Origin of the sequence: Spiroplasma cantharicola (genome assembly GCF_001281045.1) — a bacterium.
GTDB classification, from domain to species: Bacteria; Bacillota_I; Bacilli_A; order Mycoplasmatales; family Mycoplasmataceae; genus Spiroplasma_A; species Spiroplasma_A cantharicola.
This window is the reverse complement of sequence record NZ_CP012622.1, coordinates 446,358-468,549: the sequence shown is the minus strand read 5'-3', so window position 1 is coordinate 468,549 and position 22,192 is coordinate 446,358. Positions and strand designations below refer to the sequence as shown.

General features: G+C 25.0%; 18 protein-coding genes. 1 reads left to right on the top strand and 17 read right to left on the bottom strand.

All coding sequences use genetic code 4. The features are described 5' to 3' along the window. Window positions 1-38: 38 nt before the first annotated feature. Entirely contained in the window at window positions 39-737 is a 699-nt protein-coding gene (locus tag SCANT_RS02075; RefSeq protein WP_053946067.1) for a hypothetical protein, read from the bottom strand. A gap of 70 nt (window positions 738-807) precedes the next feature. Here SCANT_RS02075 and SCANT_RS02070 point away from each other — a divergent pair, with 70 nt between their 5' ends. Next, a complete protein-coding gene (locus SCANT_RS02070; RefSeq protein ID WP_053946066.1) occupies window positions 808-1,503 on the top strand; it encodes a hypothetical protein in 696 nt (231 codons plus the stop codon). A gap of 57 nt (window positions 1,504-1,560) precedes the next feature. Here SCANT_RS02070 and SCANT_RS02065 read toward each other — a convergent pair whose 3' ends face one another. From SCANT_RS02065 to SCANT_RS05550, 16 genes are all read right to left on the bottom strand, one after another. After that, window positions 1,561-3,360, bottom strand: coding sequence for a M3 family metallopeptidase (locus SCANT_RS02065; protein ID WP_158500849.1), 1,800 nt, complete (start codon window positions 3,358-3,360; stop codon window positions 1,561-1,563). Window positions 3,361-3,563: 203 nt separating this feature from the next. After that, complete coding sequence (locus tag SCANT_RS02060) at window positions 3,564-4,862, bottom strand: glycosyl hydrolase family 18 protein (protein ID WP_053946064.1); 1,299 nt, start codon at window positions 4,860-4,862, stop codon at window positions 3,564-3,566. 90 nt (window positions 4,863-4,952) lie between these two features. Further along, on the bottom strand, window positions 4,953-6,242 hold the full coding sequence (locus SCANT_RS02055; protein WP_053946063.1) for a glycosyl hydrolase family 18 protein: 1,290 nt from the start codon (window positions 6,240-6,242) through the stop codon (window positions 4,953-4,955). Window positions 6,243-6,387: 145 nt separating this feature from the next. Beyond that, window positions 6,388-7,746 carry a lipoprotein gene (locus tag SCANT_RS02050; RefSeq protein ID WP_053946062.1) on the bottom strand — a complete coding sequence of 453 codons (1,359 nt, stop codon included), beginning with the start codon at window positions 7,744-7,746 and terminating at the stop codon, window positions 6,388-6,390. Between the two features lie 99 nt (window positions 7,747-7,845). Next, a complete protein-coding gene (locus SCANT_RS02045; RefSeq protein ID WP_053946061.1) occupies window positions 7,846-9,126 on the bottom strand; it encodes a glycosyl hydrolase family 18 protein in 1,281 nt (426 codons plus the stop codon). 190 nt (window positions 9,127-9,316) lie between these two features. After that, a complete protein-coding gene (locus SCANT_RS02040; RefSeq protein WP_053946060.1) occupies window positions 9,317-10,204 on the bottom strand; it encodes a hypothetical protein in 888 nt (295 codons plus the stop codon). 448 nt (window positions 10,205-10,652) lie between these two features. After that, complete coding sequence (locus tag SCANT_RS02035; protein ID WP_158500848.1) at window positions 10,653-10,889, bottom strand: hypothetical protein; 237 nt, start codon at window positions 10,887-10,889, stop codon at window positions 10,653-10,655. A gap of 203 nt (window positions 10,890-11,092) precedes the next feature. Beyond that, window positions 11,093-11,716: a hypothetical protein gene (locus tag SCANT_RS02030; protein ID WP_053946058.1), complete on the bottom strand. Its 624-nt coding sequence runs from the start codon at window positions 11,714-11,716 to the stop codon at window positions 11,093-11,095. Window positions 11,717-11,824: 108 nt separating this feature from the next. Continuing rightward, a complete protein-coding gene (locus SCANT_RS02025) occupies window positions 11,825-12,592 on the bottom strand; it encodes a hypothetical protein (RefSeq protein ID WP_083434199.1) in 768 nt (255 codons plus the stop codon). A gap of 83 nt (window positions 12,593-12,675) precedes the next feature. Continuing rightward, complete coding sequence (gene aspS, locus SCANT_RS02020) at window positions 12,676-14,394, bottom strand: aspartate--tRNA ligase (RefSeq protein WP_053946057.1); 1,719 nt, start codon at window positions 14,392-14,394, stop codon at window positions 12,676-12,678. A gap of 4 nt (window positions 14,395-14,398) precedes the next feature. Continuing rightward, window positions 14,399-15,634, bottom strand: a complete 1,236-nt coding sequence (hisS, locus tag SCANT_RS02015; protein WP_053946056.1) for a histidine--tRNA ligase — start codon at window positions 15,632-15,634, stop codon at window positions 14,399-14,401. An 87-nt stretch (window positions 15,635-15,721) separates the two neighbouring features. Further along, the gene (locus SCANT_RS02010) at window positions 15,722-18,016 is read right to left on the bottom strand and encodes a PTS fructose transporter subunit IIABC (RefSeq protein WP_083434198.1); all 2,295 of its coding nucleotides are present in this window, start codon (window positions 18,014-18,016) and stop codon (window positions 15,722-15,724) included. Window positions 18,017-18,028: 12 nt separating this feature from the next. Then, on the bottom strand, window positions 18,029-18,967 hold the full coding sequence (locus SCANT_RS02005; RefSeq protein WP_053946055.1) for a 1-phosphofructokinase: 939 nt from the start codon (window positions 18,965-18,967) through the stop codon (window positions 18,029-18,031). 2 nt (window positions 18,968-18,969) lie between these two features. Further along, window positions 18,970-19,674 (bottom strand): DeoR/GlpR family DNA-binding transcription regulator, encoded by a 705-nt coding sequence (locus SCANT_RS02000; protein WP_053946054.1) that lies wholly within the window; start codon window positions 19,672-19,674, stop codon window positions 18,970-18,972. 92 nt (window positions 19,675-19,766) lie between these two features. After that, window positions 19,767-20,582, bottom strand: a complete 816-nt coding sequence (locus SCANT_RS01995; RefSeq protein ID WP_053946053.1) for a hypothetical protein — start codon at window positions 20,580-20,582, stop codon at window positions 19,767-19,769. A gap of 1,000 nt (window positions 20,583-21,582) precedes the next feature. Beyond that, complete coding sequence (locus tag SCANT_RS05550; protein WP_268794790.1) at window positions 21,583-21,717, bottom strand: hypothetical protein; 135 nt, start codon at window positions 21,715-21,717, stop codon at window positions 21,583-21,585. Window positions 21,718-22,192 lie beyond the last annotated feature (475 nt).

Genomic DNA, 22,192 nt, shown 5'->3' with positions numbered 1-22,192 from the left:
TAAAAAGACACTTTTGAAAAGGAAAGCTAGGTTACAGATTAATTCTGCAAAGCATTTTCTTCTTTAATTTGTATTGCCAATACAGACAATATTGATATATTTATTAAAATACTAAATTCGTTTCAATATTTTTGAGAACTAACTTCTAAAATATTATGAACTTTTTCATCATTTAGTGAATCATACTCAATCATATTTATTATTCTTTCTGATAAATTTTCAATAATGTTAAAATCATTTGCATTTTTTATATCATCTAGAGTTTTAATAAACTTTTTGTTAAAATTTTGTTTAATTAAAGTATTACAATAATTAATAATTAAGTTTTTAATTTCAGTGAAACAATCAAATAAACTTATTACTTCTTTGTCTTTTTTCATATTATCATAGCTTTTCCCTATTCAGTGATCTAATAGCTGTGAAACTTGTTTAATTGAAACTAAGTTAGGTCAATATCTATGACGATCTACAATTTCATCCTTATTTAAGAGAATTAATTTATTTAAAAAATCATAATAAAAAAAATCAAACATATCTTTAAATTCCTTAAACTGATCAAGATATTTGATATTCTTAAAATAATTGAATAATTTGTCAAAGTCATTGCTTATAATATTATCTTGTTTTAATTGACTCTTCTGTTCATTTAATAATGTTAATACTATCTGCAAGACGGGATTATAAAATTTAAATATTTTTTCAGCATTTTCTTGATTAAAATCATATTTACCTAACATAAATTATTCTCTCTTCTCTTTATACTATTAATATATAATAAAAATAACAACTTATAGAAAGTTTGATAAAATGATAAATACTTTTAAACCCTATAAAATAACATCAAAAGATAAGGAAAATTTAAAGAATTTAAGTCCTTATTGGGAAAAAGATGTTAAAAAAAATATTAAGAAGCTATTGAAATGAATAATAAAATTCAATAAAAATCCAAAAGATTTTAATATTGAATATACAAATGATTTTGAAAAATATGATATTTTGTTTCAGCAAATTGATAATTATTCTAACTTCTATAATCAAAAATTTAAATTGATTAATAATAATTCAAGATTGCTTTCTAAATTCCATAAACTAATTGTAGATTATGTCTTTATTTTAGGTTGAGTTAAATCTATAGAATTAATTTGTGTATTTTTTGATGATATTCAAAAAAAAGACATTGCTAGTAAATCTCTATATGCAATTGAACTTGTTAATAACTGTTTAATTTCATACTTTGAAGTATACAAAAAGCAAGTAATTAACATATTAAAAAAAGATGAATATATAGATTTAATATCTGAAAGAATCTTTTCAAGTAAAAATACCATAACAAAAGTTGATCTAATTGCAAGAGAAATAATGAGTTACTCAAAAATGTTAAAAAAGAAAAGTAAAATTAGCGAGGATAAACTTATTAAAATAAATATTTTATCAATAGAATTAATTGTCTTTTCAAATTCAATCTTATATTTTTACACAAGATTTTTAAGAAATGTATATTAAAAATAAACTTGCAAAAAGAACAACTTTAAATTTTATTTTAATTGTTTAATCAATAGATTATTTTTTATTTAAAATTGATTCAAAAGTATCAACTAACTTTTCAACTTCTAATATTAAATCTTTGTAGGACTCTTGGTTTTTACAATCAAAATTATACTTTTTAAATAACTCTGTAACTTTCAAACTTCCCCCATCTTTTAGAAAATTAATTATTTGAGTTTCATCTCCTGTCCTTTTGAAATCAGAATAAAGTTTGAACGAAACAGCAATGGATACAGCATATTTATAAATATAAAAAGGTTGCTCAAAAATATGAGATATTGCAATTCAACTATATTTACCAACTTCATTATCATACTTATCAAAAACAGAATTACCCAATACTTTTTTATTTGCCTTTCTTAATATCTCAGATATTTTTCCTAAAGTAAGAACTTCTCCTTTTTCACTTAATTTATAGCACTGATATTCAAATTCTGCATCTGCAATAGCTGAAAAGAAATTAGAAAAAATAAATTCAATTCTATTTTGAATAAGAATTAATTTTCTTTTTTCATCTTTTTCTTTTTCTAATAAATAATCAAATAATAAATGCTCATTAAAAGTTGAAGCAACTTCTGCAATCATATTTGAAAAACTATTTAAAGGCCTTGGTTGACTTTGCTTAGCAAATAAGTTATGAACTGCATGACCTAATTCGTGTGTTAATGTTGAAATTGAATCTATATCATTTGTATAATTTAAAGAAATCAATGAATCATAAGTATAACTACCAATAGTAAAGGCTCCTGTTGATTTGTTTTTATCTTCATAATAATCTACTCTATTATTTGATAAACAATATTCTAAATTTGAAATGTATTTTTCACCCATTGGTTTTAAAGAGTTTTTAATTATTTCTTGTGCCTCTTCAATACTATAATTTTTTCTTTCCAATTTAAAAAGTTCTAAACTTGAATCAGTACCATAAAATTTTTCTAAATTTAAGTATCTTTTAATAATTTCATAATATTTATAATAAGCTCTAGAATTTTTAGAAGTAAAATTTATTAAATTTAAAAAATTTGTAATTGAAAAATCATCTCTTTCAAAAAAATTATTTTTAAAGCTTTTCATACCTACAAGTTTTGCAGATTCAATTTCTTCTTTTACAATAGACTCATACAATTTTGCATAAGTATGTTGCTTATATTTGAGTTCTTCTTTAAATTTTAAACTTGCTTGAATTCTTAATTGTTGGTCATTAACAGGATCTGAATAAGTCAAAATATCTGAGATAAATTTTTGATTTATAATATATTCCTTATTATTATAAATTAGTTTCTTTTCTTCATTATCTTTAAATCTCATCACTTCATACATTTCATAGATAATTGAACTAGAATTTGATACTTTTGAAATTAATTCTCTATGTCTTTGTGGTAAAAGATATCTTATATTTTTAAAAAAATCTTTATAGCTTTCTGAATAATGAACAAGCTGATTGTCCTCTGATAATCATTTTAATATTTTTCTTTTTCCAACATTTTTTATTTCCTCACTAACTCATGAAAATTTACCATCAAACTCTTGCAATTTATTATTAAAAATTGATTCCAGATTTAATAGTCTTGAATTATTTTGTTCAATGTATAAATGCTTTAGAAAATGATTAATTTTAGAAATACTTTGATCTACCAAAATTGATTCTCTTAAAAAATTTAAAAAATCAATTTTATTATTTAATTTATTTTTGTATTTTAAAAGTTCTCTATTTTTTTCAATATATAATTCTAAATCTACTAAAAAATCGTTGTCGTTTTTATATAGAGAAATTAAATCTCATTTATATTTATTATGCGCATCTATTCTCTTCATCATTTACCAAAAAAATTTATTCAAAAATTTACCTTCTATTAATTTTATTTTTTTATATTATTGCTAAAAATAGAAATTTATAAGTTATAAAAAAATATTATTTTTTATTTACTATAACTTTATTTAACTTAAATAATCTTACATCAATTATTATAAAAATACCATTTATGTATGTTAAAAATAAAAATAACATCGTCAAGATGTTATTTTTTTTCTTTATTATGAGTTTCATTATATCATGACTCAAAACTTCATTTTTTAAAATAAATTTGTTGACCATTACTTTCAATCATACCTTCATAAGCATCATAATTTATGGCTCAAGTCATAAGACCTTTTGTATAAATTCCATCTTCTGAAAGAAGTTTATACGACCCTTTTATAGATTGTTCAGTAGCAGCTCCTCTACCAGCTGGTTCATTTGTAGAAGCTCCTAAAACAAATCTATCAGGATCAATTAAATAAAAGTCATTTAATCTACTATATTTTGTTGTTAAATACTTTGTCATTAAATAATAGAATTCAGCTCTAAGAGCAACGTCATCATTTGTTATAAGATCCACAGATAAATTCAATCTTTGTTTTTCTTCAGCTTCAACATATGGTCCAAATGCTCATCCATTATAAAATTGTGGGTTAATTCAATTATAATATTTGTCTAATTGTTTAAGAAATGGAATATAACTTCCACCAGATGACTCTGTATTATTTTTTAAATAAGTCATTTCTGGAGCCATTGTTATTATAAATTCTGGATTTTCATCTTTAATTTCCTTTAAAGCATCAATTGTAACTTGTTGACTTTCTCTATCAGCAAGACAACTTCCCTCTCAGTCAATATCAAGACCATCAAAACCATATTCATTTACTACGTTTAGAATTGTTTGTTTTAATTCATTTTTTTGATTACTTCTAAATCGCATTTCACTTCCAGTAGCTCCACCCATTGAAATAAGCACCTTTTTGCCTTTAGATTGCAATAATTTAATTCCTTGTTTCATATCACTTGGATTTCAAGGTTCAAAAACAGGCATAGTATAAGGTGTTGGTGAATATAAAAATGATATATCAATTACATTGTAATTAGTATTAGCCATTTCTTCAAAGCTTGGTTTTACTTGAGCTGGACCTCCCCATTCATAGTAATAACCCACTAGAACTTTATCAATTGATTCAATTGGATCCTTTTCTAATGAAAAACTAACTTCTAAATTTCCTTTATAAACTCCATCCCCATTTGACGAAACTAAAGCTTTAGTTTCTGTAATATTAGAAAGTTTAATCGAATCAATTTTTAATTGAGAATTAAGTTCTTTTAATTTATTTATTATTGCTACTTCTTGATTGTTTTCAATCTCACCCAAATTAGTGATTCTAATATCATCTTCTAGTTCTTTAATTTCATCTTTTTTATCTTTACTAAAAAGACCGCATGAAACAACTGAAGTTGAAGTTGAAGAAATTAGAAAAACTGAAGGAATTAAATATAATAATTTTTTCATAATTTTTACCGTCCATTTTTCATATAATATCATTGATTTATAAAAAATTATTTTAGAGATGATAAAAGTAGTTTTATAATATTTAAATTTTTACTTATTATAAGTCTGATTATATCAAGACTCAAAACTTCATTTTTTATTATATATTTGTTGACCATCAACATTAACAGTTCCCTCAAATGCATCATAATTGATTGCTCATGACATAAGACCTTTTGTATAAATTTTATCCTTTTTAAGAAGTCTATATGATCTTTTAATTGAATCTTTACTTGCAGCTCCGCTAGCAGCTATTTCATTAGCAGCTGCTCCTAAAACAAATTTATCTGGATCAATTAAATAATAATCATTTTGTTTACTATATACAGTTGTTAGATATTTAGTCATTAGATAATAAAACTCTGCTCTATATTTTTCATTGTCATTTGCTATATAATCTTCTTTTATTTTCAACTTTTTCTTTTCTTGTGACTCTATATATGGTCCAAAACCTCTTCCATTATACAGTTGAGGATTTACTCAATTGTAATAATCTTCTAACCCTTTTAAAAAAGTTATGTAACTACCCTTATCTGAGTTTTCAGATTTATTTGTTAAATAAGGCATTTCTGGAGCCATTGTTATTATAAATTCCGGATTTTCATCTTTGATTTCTTTTAAAGCATCAACAGTTGTTTGTTGACTTCTTGAATCAGTTAAAGCTTTTTGAGCTCAATTTATATCAAGTCCATCAAAACCATATTCATCAACAATATCTAAAATTGTTTGTTTTAACTCATTTTTTTGATTAGCTCTAAATTTCATTTCACTAGAAGGTGCCCCACCCATTGAGATAAGTACTTTTTTACCTTTAGATTGCAATAACTTAATTCCAGCTTTTACTCCTTCTGGATTTTGTGGCGAATATTTAGGCATTTCAAAATTTTTTTTAGAATAAAGAAAAGAGACATTAATTACATTATAATTTGTTTTTACCAACTCTTCAAAAGTTGGAATTGTTTGTCCTTCACCATTTCAATCAAAATAGTATCCTACAAGAACTCTATCTTCTAATCTAACTTGATCACCTTTTAAATTAAATTTTATTTGTAATTGCCCACTATAAATTCCATCTTCTGTTCCAGAAATAACTGCTATTCTATTCTTAATATTTGTAATAGCAATTGATTCCATCTTTAAATCAGAATTCAATTCCTTTATTTTTAATTTAATTATTTCTTCATCTTCGCTCTCAATAAAACCTAAATTTGTTTTTGATACATGATGCACTAAGTGATTTTTAAGAGTTACATCTCCCATATTAAAACCGCAAGAAACAACAGCAATTGGTGCTGCAAGCACTATTGAAAAGGATGACAGTAGACTTAATATTTTTTTCATATTTTACCCCTAATTTATAAACATACTCTTTTATTCAAGATTTTATAATTTTAATATTTTTGATTTACTTTCTCACAAAAACCAGTAGTTAAACTACTGGTAAAGAGAATTATTTTTAGAAAATTTGAAATTAAATAAACTTATACTATTTTTTTTGTTCTCAATAAATTTCCTTATATCAATCTGAAAAACTTCATTTTTTTCAATTAATTACATTAGAACCTTCCTTGATTTCACCATCAAACGCATCATTATTTATTCTTCACGCCATAAGACCTTTTGTATAAATTCCATCTTTTTTAAGTAAATCATAAGATTTTTGAAGTGCTTCTTGAGAAGCTGCTCCTTTTCCTTCATCCACAAATTCATGTGTAGAAACCCCTAAAACAAATTTATCTGGATCAATTATAAAGTAGTCATTTTTTTTACTATACTTTACAGTAGCATATTTTGTTAGTAAATAATAAAACTCTGCTCTATATTTTTCATTATCATTTGTAATACTACATTTAAGTTCTCCACTTTGTTCAACTTTACAAGTATCATCATCGTCTTCTCAATTTAGTATTTGTTTTTCTCTATCTTCAATAGTAATATCATATCCAAATTGATTATATGCTTTTGGAGTAACTCAATTATAATAACCCTCTAGACCTTTGAAAAATGGAATATAACTCGGAGCTTGACCAATTTCAGTTGCAAGTCTTAAATTATCAGGAGTTGCTGATAAAGCAATAATAAATTGTTCTCTTTCATCTTTAATTTCTTTTAAAACATCAATCATTACTTGTTGACTTTCTCTATTAGAAAGACTTGTATTTTCTCAATCGATACTTATTCCATCAAAGTTATACTCATCAATTATGCCTAAAATTGCTGTCTTTAAATCATCTTTTTGTTCAGTTGAAAATTTCATTTTTGTTGATAATGGACCACCCATTGAAATAATTGCTTTTTTATCATTTTGATGCAATATTTCTATTCCATTTTTTATATTAAGAGAATTTTTTGGTTCAAAAGTAGGCATTTTAAATTCCCCTTTTGCATAAAAATCTCCAATATTAATTACATTATAATTTGTTTGAACTAGTTCTTCAAATTCGGGAATTCTTTCTTTTTGATTTCAATCATTTATGTCACTATAATAACCAACTAAAACTTTATCTTCAAATTTAATAGGTTCTCCTAATAAATTAAATTTAACTTCCATTGCTCCTTTATAAGCACCTTTTTTTACTGCAGAAATAAGAGCAGTTTTATTTTTATTTACTCTTGCCACTTTATAAGAACTAGCATCTACAGTTGGATTTAATTCTTGAATTTTTTCTTTAATTGTGTCCTTTTTATCATTTTCAAGCATACCTAAAGATGTTCTTAAAACGTGATGTACTAAGTGATTCTCATCATTAACATCACCCATATCAATACCACCACATGCTACAACTGAACTTGAGCCAACTGCAACTAATGACATTGAAGACAATAAACTTAATATTTTTTTCATATTTTACCCCTTAATTTATAATTATATTATCATAAAATCTTAATAACATTTAAAACTATTATTTTGATTAATTTTTTGATTTTTTTACTAATTATCTTACTATGCTTCTTGATAATGAGTTTCATTAAATCAAGACTCAAAACTTCATTTTCTAAAATAAACTTGTTGACCATTACTTTCAATCATACCTTCATAAGCATCATAATTTATGGCTCAAGTCATAAGACCCTTTGTATAAATGCCATCTTCTGAAAGAAGTTTATATGATCTTTTTATAGCATCTTCAGTTGCAGCTCCTCTACCAGCTGGCTCATTAGTAGAAGCTCCTAAAACAAATCTATCAGGATCAATTAAATAAAAATCGTTTTGTGGACTATATTTTGTTGTTAAATACTTTGTCATTAAATAGTAGAATTCAGCTCTAAGTGACACTTCATCATTTGAGATATAACTAGTAGACAAATTTAGTCTTTCTTTTTCTTCTGCATCCACAAATGGTCCAAATGCTCATCCATTATAAAATTGTGGATTAATTCAATTGTAATATTTGTCTAATTGTTTAAGAAATGGAATATAACTACCGCCAGAAGCTTCTGTATTATTTTTCAAATAAGGCATTTCTGGAGCCATTGTTATTATAAATTCTGGATTTTCATCTTTAATTTCTTTTAAAGCATCAATTGTAACTTGTTGACTTTCTCTATCAGCAAGACAACTTCCCTCTCAGTCAATATCAAGACCATCAAAACCATATTCATTTACTACGTTTAGAATTGTTTGTTTTAATTCATTTTTTTGATTGCTTCTAAATCGCATTTCACTTCCAGTAGCTCCACCCATTGAAATAAGCACCTTTTTGCCTTTAGATTGCAAGAATTTAATTCCTTGTTTCATATCAGTTGGATTTCAAGGTTCAAAAACAGGCATAGTATAAGCTGTTGGTGAATATAAAAACGATATATCAATTACATTGTAATTAGTATTGGCAATTTCATCAAAATTTGGTTTTACTTGAGCTGGGCCTCCCCATTCATAGTAATAACCAACTAGAACTTTATCAACTGATTCGATTGGTGCGCCTTTTAATCTAAATCTTATTTCTTTACTTCCTGTATAAACTCCATTACCACTTGGAGTAACTTTTGCTCCTTTACTTCAAATATTTTCAATTTTAATTGAATTAATATCTAAATTTGAATTTAATTCTTTTAGTTTATTTATGATTGTTAACTCTTTATTATCTTCAATTTCACTTAAATTATATTGAGTAATAACTATATTTAGATCATTTTTCTCATTTGAAAAATTACATGAAACTACTGTAGTTGAACACGATGAAATTAATGTAATTGAAGACATTAAAGATAATAATTTTTTCATATTTTACCCCTTTATAATAAGATACTATCATAATTAACATTTAAAAGTTTCATAAAAAACATTTAATTTTATATATTATTGTCTCGTTTGATAACTTTACTAATAACAACTTTCCTTCTAACATTTCTTTAAAATATATCTACAAAAAAATAAAAAAGGATTTATATATAAATCCTTTTCTAAAGCATTTTTATTTATGAACTAACATATTAAATGTTCCAATAGCATCTTTTGATTCAAAAGAAACAAAGAAATACTCTTCATCAATAATTGTATTATTTAAAATTGCTTCTCCTTTTTCAAATGAATTATCTTTTTTAATTGCTTTATAAAGTTTTAATGAATTAATACTATCAATTTTTGTATTTTTTGTTGAATTTATATAAGTAATTGCTTGTTTATTTAAATCCCCTTTTTCATAATTAAACATTTCAATTATTTGTAAGGCTGTAAATTTTATCCCTAAATCTGGTAAGTAAATATTTGAATTAAACATTTTATCTGTATGATCAATTCTTTCACTTACTTTATATTCTGTTATTAGAGTAATAACGTAACCTGGTTTAATTTGAAAATCAGCAAAACCTTGGTCTCACTGATAACCATATAGGTCCCCAGTAACTAATCGCCCATCAGCTAAACCTTCAAAATTAATTCCATATTTATAATTTCCAGAGTTATCTGATTTAGCAATAGTAACCTCCATGCTTAGAACTTCATATTCCTTAGCATTAACTAATTCTTTCAATGATCGCCCAACTCTTATTTTTCCATTTTCAGCAGTTCCTGGAAATCTTGTTATACTATCTGTAATATCAAAATTTGAAACATTATTCTCTTTATTAAAAGCTCTTTGTTTATCAATTGCTTCTATCAATACTTCTTTATAATCTCTTGTACCAAGTATTATTTTTCCATCTTTGTCAAAATGCTTTTCATTTTTTACATCAATTCTCATTGAACCTTGTTCAATATCTGTTGAAATAATATTATTGCTATTTTGTTGAATAATAATAGCTGGTGCAACAGTAGAAGAAGAAATTCCTAGTGCTCCTATAAGACTTAATAATTTTATCATATATGTAACCTTTCATTCTCAAACCCACCCAACCTACCTAAAATTAATATTTAAAATTTTAATAAGGCAAGCTGCTGTAAATAAATTTTTATAAGAAATATGAAATATTTCTACTATTTAATAAGTTAAATAAAATCTTAACTCAAATAAATCCTAGCATGGAAAAATCTAATACTCTTTCCAATAGAGATATAGAAATTAATTTTAAATTTGTATATAAAATTAATTTTTTGTTTTGAATAAAAAAATTTTTACTGAAATAAAATTTATAAGTTTATATAAGTACTGCTATCAGTTGTAATGTAAAATTATTTTTATAAAATTGATATCTATTCTTTTTAAACTAAAAATAAAAAATGAGAATAAAAAAAACTTTCTAATTGAAAGTTTTAAGTAAATTATTTTTTTAATAGAAGGTCTAACTTTTCATTAATTTCTTTTAATAATTCTAAAAGAGGTTTTTCAAAGTTTTCAATTCTTCCTGAATTTCCAGCTTGGCCACCAAATCCACCATTAGGTCTTCCGCCACGGTCTCCACCACGACCACCAAATCCACCTGATCGTCCACCGCCACGACCACCAAATCCACCTGATCTTCCGCCACGGTCTCCACCACGATCACGGTCTCCACCACGATCACGATCTCCGCCACGATCACGATCTCCCTCTTGTTTTTGAGGTCCATCGCTTCTTGATCTTCTAAAGTTATCTTTGTTATCAAATCCCATAAGTTCATTGCCTTTCTATTTAGTTCTTTTAAAGGCAATAATAATACGCTATCAAAAGATGTGTAATTTAACACTCTTATTATTATATACCAATAATCATCTAATATTAATATATTTAAATTAAGTTCTCATGAATTACACTTTTAAGTAATAAAATTAATTAATTAATTTTATTTTTATCATTTTCTTTTTTAAATGAACCATTCAAAATTTTTAAAACACTAATATTAAATAAACAAGCAGATAAAGTAATAATTATTGATACAACACTCATAGTTATGAACATCGTTAAATCCATATTTGCTGAAAGATAATCAGGTATATTTGTGATTAGAATATGATTATTTAAAGTTTTATTTATGGAAATAAATTGTGATATCATAATTGATTTAATAATTATAATACTAATTAAATTTATAATAGTTAAAAATACATATATATTATTCAATTTTTTCAATGTAAAAAAAGGTTTTTTGATTGATTTATTTATAAAAAAGATTGCTGTAAATATAATAAAAATACTTGTTAAAGAAATGGACATTATTTTTAATAAAGCTATATTTGTATTAAAAATAATATCAATTGATTCAGTGTGATAAGCTCCCATTAAGTATTTACCAAAACTATTATATACAATAACTTCAGTTTTATTTTCATCTTTAAAATTTAAACTAATAATATATTTAGAAAATAAAGTTAAAAATGAAAACAAAAAAGCAACAATTCCAGTAATTAAATTATAAGTATAATACCCTTTAATATTTCTATATTTTCTTTTAAGCATTTAAACTATTCTCTTTTCATAATCATTTTTCTATTTTATCATATTAATAAATATTTTATAAATTAACAACAAATCATTTATTAAAAATAAAACTACTTTTAAGTAGTTTTAAGTAATAGTATTTATTTTTTTATAATATTCTTTTTCAATTACTTTGTTATTAATAAAGTTATATAAAAAACTAAATCCAACAAGTAATCCTATTATTCCAAAAAAAGCAATAAAGAATCATCCAATTCCAGGAATTCCCCCAGGTCCAACATGATGAACATCTAAAAAGAAATATGGATATAACAAGTTAACATTTTCACTTTCATTAAAATAATAATCTCCTGAATTAAATCTTAATTCCCCTCTAATCATTGCAAATATACAGTAAGATAAAACCATAACAAATTGAATTCAAAATTTATTAATAAAGAAATTTTGAAGACTAATTTTTTCTTTATTACTCATAAATAAATTTACATATAGGATAAAAGCTAATGGAACAAGAGCATGATCAATTAGTGTTACAAATATACTAAATGGATGTGAAGGAAAACCATCAACTGGAATTAAAATTCCATTATAAACAATTAATGTAACAGTTATAATTGTTGCAAATGAATTTGCTGTTGTATGACTTAAAATTTTTGTTTTACCCTCTTGTTTATAATTAATTGCTGCATATATAAATCAAAATTGAACTAGAACATTTGAAAGTAATGTAAAAGTTGTAAAATATTCTATTGTATATAATTCATAATTACCTTTATAAACACCATTAACTTCTCCTGCTGTTACTATATTTCATATATAATATGAAAAAATTGTAAAGAAAGATAAAAGACCAAAAAAATATTTATATATTAATTGAAATTTAAGTGACATCATAATTTTCTCCTTATTTTTTATATAGTAGAATTATAACTTATATGTTATAAAATTAATTTATTAAAAAAATAATCCTTTAGGGATTATTTTAACTTTATATGGAGTTGATCTAATTGTAAAGTTGAAACTTTATCTGGAGCATTTGTCATATTATCTATTCCTGATGAATTTTTTGGAAATGCAATTACTTCTCTAATATTTTCAGAGCTAGTTAGTAGCATACAAATTCTATCCAATCCTAAAGCACATCCAGCATGATATGGAGCGCCATACTTATATGCATTAAGGAACCAACCAAAATTAGTATCGATTTCTTCTTTTTTAAGGCCAATAGCATCAAACATTCTTTGTTGAATTTTTGGGTCTGTTATTCTTTGACTTCCTCCACCAATTTCAAAACCATTTAAAACTATATCATATGCTTTTGCTAAGGCATTTTCCTTATTAGTATCAAAATCTTCTAAACTTTTATCAGCTGGCATTGTAAATGGGTGATGCGCAGCAACAAATCGATTTTCTTCTTCTGAAAACTCAAATAATGGAAAGTCAATTATTCAAGCTAATTCCATAATATCTTGATCTAATAAATTTAAAATTTTGGCAACTTTATTTCTAACTGCTCCCATTGCTTGACTTGCTCTAAAATATTCATCTACTACAAATAAGATTGTTGATTCATTTTTAATTTTAAATAATTTTATTAGCTCTTTTTTTTCAAAATCTGATAATTTTGAACCTATAGAACCTGTTCAATCATTTAAATCATATTTTGCAAATGCTAATATATTAACACTATTTTGTTTTGCAACTTCTGTTAATTCTTCAAGATCTTTTTTAGTTAACATTGAATTAATACAAATTGCTCTAATGCTTTTATTTTCAATATTAGAAAATAATGGGATTTCAGTATCTTTAAATAAATAATTTAAAGTTTCAATTTCAAAACCGAATCTTAAATCGGGTTTATCATTTCCATATTTATCCATAGATTCTTTTCAAGTTATTTTTCTAATTGGTTTTTTTATTTTAATACCTTTAATATCAAAAATTATTTTTTTAATTAATTGTTCAATTGATTTCATAACATCTTGATCATTTGCAAAAGACATTTCCATATCAAGTTGTGTGAATTCAGGTTGACGATCTATTCTTAAATCTTCATCTCTGAAACACTTTACAATTTGAAAATATCTATCTAGCCCTGAAATCATAAATAATTGTTTATAAAGTTGTGGAGATTGTGGTAAGGCATAAAATTTACCCTCGTTTAATCTTGAAGGTACTAAAAAGTCTCTTGCTCCTTCTGGTGTTGATTTTCCAAAAATTGGTGTTTCAATTTCAATAAAATTATTTTTTAAAAAATAATTTCTAATAGTTTGATTCATTTTACTTCTTGTAAGTAAATTTTTTTGCATTACTTCTCTTCTTAAATCCAAGTAACGATAAGTTAATCTTGTATCTTCTTGAGATTCAATATTATCTTTGATTTCAAAAGGAGTTAATTCAGACTTATTAATTACAGTTAATTTTTCAACTTTAATTTCAATTTCACCAGTTTTAATTTCTAAATTTTTTGACTTTCTTTCAATAACCATTCCTTCAACTTCTAAAACATATTCAGATTTAATATTTTCCAAGTTTTTTGATTCATCAATAACAAGCTGAGTTACTCCATATCTATCTCTAAGATCAATAAAATTCATTGCTCCCAATTTTCTTACTTTCTTAACTCAGCCTTGTAGAATTACTTTTTGATTAATGTTTTTTATTGTAAGTTCTCCACATGTGTGCGTACGTTTCATTTTTTTATTCTCCAACAAGTGCATCAACTATTTTATCAAATGCAACTTTCTTTTCTGTTTTTGTTAATTGATTTTTTATTATAACATTATTTTCTTTTAGTTCGTTATCTCCAATAATTATAATATTTTTAGAATTTAGTTTTTCTGATTGCTTAAAAGCAGATTTCATACTTCTATTCATAAAATCAAAATCAACTTTTAAACCTGCTTTTCTTAACATTAACAATAGTATATTTGAAAATTGCTTAGCTTTTTCGCTTAAAGCAATAATATATGCATCTAAACTATTAGGCACAGAAATATAAATTTTTTCTTCTTCTAAGGCAATTAATAATCTTTCCATACCAATTGCAAAACCAGATGCAGGTAAATCTACATTTCCCAATTGCTTTACAAGCTCATCATATCTTCCCCCACCAAGTAATGTTGAACCTTTTTTATCTTTTACTTCATAAACAAAACCTGTGTAGTAATCTAATCCTCTTACTAGTTTTTTATCAATAATTGGTTTTATTCCAATATTATTTAAATTGTCAATCAAAGTTTGAAAGTAATCTTTATCACTTTGATTTAAATAATCTTTCATATCAATTACATCATCAAATTTATTAGCATCTATTTTACAATCTAAAACTCTTAAAGGATTAACTTGAATTCTTTTTTTACAATCATCACAAAGTGATTTAGGTTTTAAATATTTTTTCAAATCACTAATATATTGTTTTCTTTGTTCACCATTTACTAAGTAGTTTAAGTGAATTGTATATTCTTCAATTCCAATTGTATTGAGAATTGTTGAAGATAAACAAATAATTTCACTATCAATTTCTGGTGTTTTTGGACCAAAAACTTCAATACCAAATTGATTGAATTGACGATTTCTTCCAGCTTGAGGTCTTTCATATCTAAACATTGAACCAAAATAGAACAATTTTAAAGGTAAGTTTTCGTTTATATACATTTTATTTTCCAAAATAGCTCTAACAGTTGGTGCTGTTCCTTCTGGTCTTAGAGTTAATTCTCTATTTTTTCTATCTGCAAATGTAAACATTTCTTTGGAAACAATGTCAGTTTCTTCACCAACACCCTTTTTAAATAACTCTAAACTCTCAAAAATTGGTGTTTTTATTTCATTATAATTAAATGAATCAACAACATTTCTAATAATCATCTCCAAAGCAAAATATTCTCTTACTTTTAAATCAATTAAGTCTTCTGTGCCTCTAGGTTTTTGAATCATATTTTCACCTCTAACCTTTATATTTTACACTTTTTTTAAAAGGAGAAAAATAAAAACCCTAATTAATTAGGGTTTTTATTTTATTAATTATTTATTTGCTTTTCTTGCTTCTCGTTGTTTATGTTTCTCTTCAAGAATTGCTTGATAAGCTTTTTGTTTAGTTGCTAATTCTGTTTCAAAAGCACTATAATTATCTAATTTTTTATTTAAAAGTGTTAATTTTTCTTCTTTATTATTAATTTTTGTATTATTTTTTACACTTTCAATTTTTTCTAAAATAGACTCTTTCACTCCATTAGTTGCATCAAGAGTTAATTTACCATTTTTAATATCTGCAGTTCTTCATAATCCTAAAATCATAGCAGATATAAAACTTGCTCCTAATACAATTAGAACAGCTGATCCAGCTCCTAACGCAATTGAACCACCATTCATTGAACCATTTTCTAAATAACTTGAACTTAGTAGTGGGAATACAAATACCCCACCATGTGATGCAAGTAATTTAATTTTTAATGCTCCAACTAATCCACCAATTAATGCTCCACCAGCCATTGCACTTACTGCAACTCTTTTTGGATCTTTAACCATAAATGGTATTGCACCTTCTGAAACGAAACATGCTCCCATTAATCAGTTAGCTTTTGCAGCATCTCTATCTTTTGCTGTTCAAGCTCTTGGGAAAATAATTGTTGACATTGCTACCATTAATGGAGGTAACATTCCTGCTAACATTGCTGATGCCATAATGATTGTTTGGTCATTAAATGCATTTCCAGCAGCATTAATATCTGTAACTAATTTACCACCAACTGCTAAATTACCTAATGAATAAGCAATTTTATTAATTGGTCCCCCCATATCAACACACATCATAAATCCAATTAAGATTGATACTAATCATAATAAGTTTAATTGAGCTAATTCTGATATACCAAGACTTATACCACCCATTATAAATCCTAAAGGAATATTAATAACAAACATTGTTAATGATATTGATAATAATGATAACACTGGAATAAAGACAATATCTCTAGCCCCTTGTAATCCTTTAGGGAATTTTAGCATAGCTTTTGATCACCCAACAACTAATAAAGCTGCAAGATAACCACCAATAATTGCTCCAATAAAACCTGACTCTGATCCTTGTAAATTCTTTGGAATTAATCTTGCTCAAAGCCCACTTCATCCATTCATAATTGGATTACCATCTCCATCATAAGCGTAACCAAATCCTAAAATATTTGAAGAAAATAATCCTGCTACCATTCCTGGCATTAATCCTTGCGATCCAACAATTGAGAATGCAATAAATGCTCCTAATATTGGTACCATCATAGACATTGATATTTTTCCAATAGCTGCAAATCAACCAGCTGCTGGATTAATTGTTCCAAATTCTCCACCAGCATTTCCATTCCCTGCTGCAAAATCTATCAGGAAAGCAATTCCTAATATAATTCCCCCTGCAACAACAAATGGTAACATTCTTGAAATTCCTCCAAGTAAATTACCTTTAATATCAAGGAATTTTCTCATTGTAAATTCACTTACTTCTGATGAATCAGACGAAGCCTTAACTTCAGTTAAACCTTCACCCTTTTTATATTTTTCAATTAATTGATCACCTTTAAAAATTGCTTCTTTTGTATTTGTATCAATTACTTTTTTTCCATTTAATCTTGAAAGTCCTTCAAGAGCTTTATCATGAGCTAAAATAATAACTTTAGCATTATCTATATCTTCTTGTGTTAACTTATTCTCAATTCCTCTACGTCCTTGAGTTTCAATTTTAACTGTTAAACCTTTTTGTTTTGCATACTCTTCAAGTTTTTCTTGTGCCATATAAGTATGAGCAATTCCTGTTGGACATGCTGTAATACCTATTACATCATAGCTACCTGATTTTTCAACTTTTTCAACTTTTTGTTCTTCTTTTGTTAAAGCATTTTGTACATCTTTAATTGACTTAGCACTTCTAAGTTTTTTTTGAACTTCTGCTTTCATTAAGAAACCAGATAAATCTGCAAGAGCAGTTAAATGCTCATTGCCATCTTTTCCATTTGTCATAATCATAAATACTAAATCAACTGGTTGATCGTCAAGTGATTGTCAATCAACTTTATTTTTTAGTTTTACAAAAGCAATTGCTGATTTTTGAACTGTAGGATTTAAAACGTGAGGAATACCAATTCCATCACCAACCCCAGTTGATCCTTCAGATTCTCTTTTGTAAACAGCTGCTTTAAAATCATCAGTAGATTTAATATATTTTTCTTTTTCTAAATTATTAGAAAGAAATTCAATAACTTCATCTTTTGATTTTAAATCAGCATTAAAGAAACTTATTTGTTTACTAAATAAATCTTTTAATTCCATGTGAACCTCCTATTATATTTTTTTAACATCAATTTTTGAAACTAATTTTTCTATTTCTTCTTTTGAAGCAAGTCATTCGTTAAAAGCAGTTGCAGCTCCACTAGCTGCTGCGTATTGAAGCGTATTTTCAATACTTAGATTTTTATATTTTCCATAAACAAATCCAGCTAACATGCTATCTCCTGCACCAACTGAATTTACAAGTTTTCCTTTTGCAATTCCCACTTTGTAAATATCGTTATTTGAATCAAAATATAAACTTCCTTGTGAGCCCATACTTAGTAATACATTTTGAGCTCCTAATTTTCTTAATTTCTTAATTAATTCTTTTGTTTCTTCAAAACTTATATTTTCATTAAATTCAATTCCTAATGTTGAACAAATTTCTTCAAGATTAGGTTTAATTAAGAAAGGTTTTTCTTTTAAAACATTTTTTAAAAGTTCATTTGTAGCATCACAAATTAAAATAGCTTTTTTCTGATTTGCAATTTTTCCAATTTGTTTATAGATATCCTTATCAATACCAATTGCTACACTTCCAGTTAACATAACAATATCTTCTTTTTGTAAATTAACTGTTAAATATTGCACCAAATCTTTCAAAACACTTTTTTTAGTATTAAATCCCATTCCATTTAATTCTGTTTCTTGTTTTGATTCTAAATGTTTAATTTTATAGTTAACTCTAGTTGATCCTTCATTAACAAAAAAATTGTTATTTAAATTTATTTCCTTAAATTTATTTAAAAAAATATCTTTATTATCTTGACCCATAATTCCAATTGCTTGAATATCTGCTTGCAAATTTTTTAAAATAATTCCTGCATTTATTCCTTTTCCTCCAATAACTTTATATTCATCAGTGTAATAATTAGTTACACCTAATTCTACTTTTTTATTGGCTAAAACAATATGGTCAATTGCGGGGTTTAAAGTTAATGTATATATCATTTTTATACCTCTTCATTAATAAGTGCTATTTGAGATTTATCACTAAATTTCACAAGTGATTTAGAGTTATTTTTTGATGTATCTGCTAAACCAAATGAAAATTGTGAATTTTTAATAGCTATTCTTTTAACTTCTGCCTCGTCTTCATCTGTTGTAAAAAAATTAAATTCATTGTCTACTGCATTAATACCTATAAAAGCTAAATCAAAATTATATTTTGATAATGCCGATATTGTTTCAACACCACATATTGCTCTTGTAGATATTTTTAATTTTCCTGGTAATAAATTAATATCTTTAATACCATTTTTTGCTAAAATCTGAGCATTAATAATAGAATTTGTATAAATTTTATTATTTAATTCTGGTTTTATTATCTCTGCTAGAAAAAAAGTTGTTGAGCCTGCATCTAAAAAGATAGTCTCAAATGGTTTAATACAAGCTAATGCTTTATTTGCTATATTTTTTTTAGCATCAATATTAGTAAGTAATTTTTCATCTAAAAATGCTTCTAATATTGATTTTTCTCTAATGGTCTTTGCTCCTCCATGAACTCTTTTTAATTTAGATTCATTGTGAAGATCTGTTAGATCTCGTCTTAGAGTGGTGAAAGGAATATTTAAATGTTTTGATATTTTTTCATTTGAACAATAATCTTGCTCATTGACAAAATCTAAAATTAACTTTAGTCTTTCTTCTCTAATCATTCTTTCACCTCAATAATATAATATTCCAAAAAAGATAAAAAACAACCAAAAACAACCAAAAATTTAAAATAAAAAATAATATGTATAACATATTATCTTCTCTTTTTCTTATTATTATTTATTGTTATTCCTCTAGATTTTGCCATTGCTAGGTTTATATCAGAGTACTTTTCTTCTTGTGCAATTCCCTCATCTCAAATTGGGTTTATTACTTCTCTTGCATCGCTTTCAGCTTTTGCCTCTTGTGCAACCACTTCGGGATTTGCACCTTGTTCTATTTTCATAGCTTGCTCTATAGTTAAATATGGGTCTTCTGGTCTAACACCTTTTTCAACTAAAGAAGAAATTTGCATTCTAATTTGTGAACTTGATACTTTTTTATCTTTAAAATCAACTTGTCATTGAACTGGTGACACCTTTTCAAACTTATAAGGTTCTTTAATAATTGCATATAACATGTTTACAAATTTTTCAAAGCCAGCTTCTCCCTTTCAAAAATTTGTTTCTTCTTCAACAATTAAATTGCCATTTTTTAAGTCATATTTTGAAAAATGCATTTCAAATATTTTATTTGATCAGTCACCTTCTGGAATTAAATAAAAATTAGTAAAAAGTGAGCAATTAAAGATATGGTTATCAAATTCATAAATTGAGAAATTAAATCTATCAACAGTTGTTGTATCAATTGAAACACTAAAATTTTTAACATCTGCAACTTTGCTTAATCAATGCAAAACAGATTGTGTATATTTTAAAACAAATTTTAACTTTTGACTTGAAAAAATCATTGTTTTTCATCTTGTAAAATTAAAATCAAATTCAGATTCTTTTCTATTTGAAGCAATATTGAAATCCAGGTTTGCTTTAACAAATTCTTCAATTGGTAAGTAAATCATTTCCTTTTTCATGTATACCTCGTTTTATTAATAAAATTATACCATATTTCTAAGACTATCAATACTAAAATATTCAAGGTTTTAGATATTATGATAATTACTGCTTTAAAAATATTTTTCATCATATACACTAAATACTAAATAATATTATTTTCAATAAATAAGTTGATGTTTATGTCAAATTAAAGGTTTTTGAAACTATATTTGTTATTAATATCAATAAATCGCTATATTAACTACTTTTAATTGAATTGCTTCAATATAAAAGTTTGCTTTAATATTAGCTACAATTATCTCACTTATACTAGATATAACTAATTTACTATTATAATCATATGAAAAAATCTCTGTGATAAGAACTTGCAATCCTACATAGTTAGTTATTCTTTTAAAGATTTATTTTCTGTTGTTAACATTACTAAAATTCAGATTTTCATCATGGAAAAGCACCAATTATTAACAATATATTGAAATCAGGCAAATATAAGCAAGTCATAATTAAAACTAAAAAAATATATTTTGCAAGTATTATTTGTGTTCTAACATAAGGTTGGATTAATGAGAAAAATATTTGACATAATATTATTTTCTTTAATAAAATTTTATTTATATCTAAACCTAGTTACACATTTAAGCTTGATGATCAAAATGAAATATCATAGAGCACAGCCAAAATTATCATGTTTTAACTGAAGCATTTATTAGACAAAGTAGCATTAATGTTACTTGTTTTTCAAATAATCTTATAAAAGTAGATCATAAAATTGAATTAAAATGGTTACATTTAATCCCCTTGTTGGTTCATCTAAAACTAAAAAATTTTGATTTATGGATTTCTGCAACAATTATAGTAACCTTTTGTTTTATACAATTAGATATTTTTTTATTTTCATACTTGGACCTAATTCAGAAAATCCAATAATCTCTGATCAAATTAATAATTTAGTTCTTGTTTTAATTTGCAATACTCTTTAAATAAACCATCTTTGTGTTAAAGAATCATAGAGTCAAATTAACTTGCAATATAAATTATTTCTTTTACTTTTGTAAAAGTATCTTTGCCGTCAATTGTAATTTGGTGTAAATCAAGTTTAAATCCTAAAAACTCGTTGATAAATATAGATTTACCAGCTCCATTGGAATCCATTTCATAGACCTGATTTTTATTAATTATTCATGAAGTATCAAAATTACTAATATTTTTAAAATTTATGATAAATTTTTTGCAATTAAAATATTTTTGATTCCATTTTCATTTTGATATAAAATTAATTTTTGTCTATGTTATTTTCCAACTATTAATTCCTCAGCAAATTAATAACAAACTGCCCTACACAATATTCTGAAACTTTATATTTTGGTTTAATTATTGGAGCATTATTTTTAATCATAATTAAATTATCTTTTACTTTAATTATGATTTTTTAATTTTATAAATAAATATAATCAAGTTAAATTAGACATTGAAAAGTAATTACTTATCTAAAAAAAGCAAGTAAAAACTTTTCTATTTATCCTTCATCTTTTGTATCAATAATTAATTTGGATTTGTTCAATAGTCACATTTTAAGCAATTAAGTAAAAAAAAAAAAAAAAGAATAGTTGATACTATTCCTTTTTTG